Annotated in this window: 2 protein-coding genes; both read left to right on the top strand. The window is 65.9% G+C overall.

From position 1 onward, the window contains the following. On the top strand, nucleotides 1–1719 hold a 1719-nt coding region (gene xsc / locus AUL31_RS11135; RefSeq protein ID WP_060606134.1), incomplete at its 5' end, for a sulfoacetaldehyde acetyltransferase. Between the two features lie 56 nt (nucleotides 1720–1775). Next, a partial coding sequence (locus AUL31_RS11130; RefSeq protein WP_060606130.1) for a YeiH family protein occupies nucleotides 1776–2680 on the top strand: 905 nt, incomplete at its 3' end.

The following is a 2680-nucleotide window of genomic DNA, read 5'->3' as shown; positions in this document are numbered from 1 at the left end:
GGGATCATCGGCTCGGCGATGATGCCGGTATCGGACCTGTTCCCACGCGCTGGGATCAGCTTTTGGGACTGCGCGCACGAGACGAATGCTGGTCTGATGTGCGACGGCTACATCCGCTCGACGGGCCGCATGGCGATGGCGATCGCGCAGAATGGGCCTGGGGTAACGGGCTTCGTGACGGCGGTAAAGACGGCGTACTGGAACCACACGCCGATGCTTCTGGTGACGCCGCAGGCGGCCAACCGGACGATCGGGCAGGGCGGTTTCCAGGAGATGGAGCAGATGCGGCTGTTTGCCGATTGCGTCTGCTATCAGGAGGAGGTGCGCGATCCGACGCGGATCGCGGAGGTTTTGAACCGGGTGATCCTGAAGGCCTGGCACAGTTCCGCACCGGCGCAGATCAACATCCCGCGCGATTTCTGGACGCAGGTGATCGACATCGAGCTGCCGCAGATCGTGCGCTTCGAGCGCCCGTCGGGTGGCGAGGAGGCGGTTGCGGAAGCGGCGCGGCTTTTGTCGCAGGCGCGCTTTCCGGTGATCCTGTCGGGGGCGGGTGTTGTCCTTTCGGGCGCGATCGGGGACCTCGTACAGCTTGCCGAGCGCCTGGATGCGCCGGTCTGCTCGAACTACCAGCACAATGACAGCTTCCCCGGCTCGCACCCTCTGGCGATGGGCCCTCTGGGCTATAACGGGTCGAAGGCGGCGATGGAGATCATCGCCCAGGCTGACGTGGTGCTGGCGCTTGGCACGCGGCTGAATCCGTTCTCGACGCTTCCGGGTTACGGGATGAGCTACTGGCCGCAGGATGCGCGGATCATCCAGGTGGACATCAACCCGGACCGGATCGGGCTGACCAAGAAGGTGAGCGTTGGCATTGTGGGCGATGCCGGCAAGGTCGCGCGAGGCATTCTGGGGCAGCTTGCCCCGCGCGCCGAGGGCGGGGATGCGCAAGCGCGGGCGCGGCGTGACCTTGTGGCCAACGCCAAGTCGCGCTGGCTTCAGGAACTGTCGAGCCTGGACCACGAGGATGACGATCCAGGCACGCAGTGGAACGCGCAGGCGCGGGAGCGTGACGGGGAACTGATGTCGCCGCGCCAGGCCTGGCGCACGATCCAGTCGGTTCTGCCGCGCGAGGCGATCATCTCGTCGGACATCGGCAATAACTGCGCGATCGGCAACGCCTATCCGACCTTCGAGGAAGGGCGCAAATACCTGGCGCCAGGTCTGTTCGGCCCGTGCGGCTACGGCTTCCCGTCGATCCTGGGGTCCAAGATCGGCAATCCGGACATGCCGGTCGTAGGCTTTGCGGGGGATGGAGCGTTCGGGATCTCGATGAATGAGATGACGGCGTGCGGCCGGGACAACTGGCCAGCGATCACCATGGTGATCTTCCGCAATTACCAATGGGGTGCGGAGAAGCGCAACACGACGCTCTGGTACGACAACAACTTCGTTGGGACGGAGCTGGACCGTGGCACGTCCTATGCTGCCATCGCGCAGGCCTGCGGGGCACGGGGCGTGCAGGTGCGTGACCGCCAGGGGCTCGGCGATGCTCTGCGCGAGGCGATCGAGCTGCAGATAAGCGCGGGCAAGACGACCTTCATCGAGGTTCTGCTGAATCAGGAACTGGGCGAGCCGTTCCGGCGCGATGCGATGAAGAAGCCTGTCGCGGTGGCCGGGATCGACCCGAACGACATGGTGCGGCAGGCGCGGTCTTGAGGGATCGCGACGGGGCCGCAGGCGGCCCCGTGCATCTCGATGCAGGGAAAGGCAGGATGATGAAGCCCACCACCATGTCGGCATCGGCGGGAGGGGAGCGACCGGTAGCGCTGATGCGGGTGCTGCCAGGCTTTCTGGTCTGTGTGACGGTCGCGCTGGCCTCGCAGTTCCTGAGCGATCATTACGGCGCGCCGGCCATGCTGATGGCGCTGTTGATCGGGATCGCCTTCCACTTCCTGGCGGAAGAGGGTCGGGCGGTACCGGGCATCGCCATGACTTCGCGCACGGTGCTGCGGATCGGCGTGGCGCTGCTCGGCGTTCGCATGAGCGCGGAGCTTCTGATGACGATCGGTCCGGCGACGATCGGGCTTGTGGTGGCCGGGATCGCGGTGACAATCCTGTTTGGTCTGGTGCTGTCGCGGGTGCTGGGTCGCAGCTGGAGCCTTGCGCTTCTGACGGGCGGCTCGGTGGCAATTTGCGGCGCGTCGGCGGCCATGGCGATCGCTGCGGTTCTCCCGCGCAACGAACATTCGGAGCGGGACCTGATCTTCACCATCATCGGGGTGACGGTCCTGTCGACGCTGGCGATGATCGTCTATCCGATCGTCGTGCGGCTTCTGGGAATGGACGATCATTCGGCCGGGATCTTCATCGGGGCGACGATCCACGACGTAGCGCAGGTCGTGGGTGCGGGCTTCTCCATCTCGCCCGAGGCGGGAGAGACCGCCACCCTAGTCAAGCTGATGCGGGTGACCATGCTGGCACCTGTGGTCCTGGTCTTCGCCTTTGCGGCGCGGCGCACCGGCAGCGCGAATGCGGACGGCAAGCGGCCACCGCTCATTCCCACCTTTGTCGTAGGCTTCATCGCGCTGGCACTCGCCAACTCGCTGAGCCTTGTGCCGGCCGTCGTGGCCGAGGGGCTGGTTGCCCTGTCGCGCTGGGCGCTCCTCATGGGCATCGC

It is taken from the genome of Aureimonas altamirensis (genome assembly GCF_001463885.1).
Classification (GTDB): domain Bacteria; phylum Pseudomonadota; class Alphaproteobacteria; order Rhizobiales; family Rhizobiaceae; genus Aureimonas; species Aureimonas altamirensis.
This window is presented reverse-complemented; position numbering and strand designations above follow the sequence as displayed.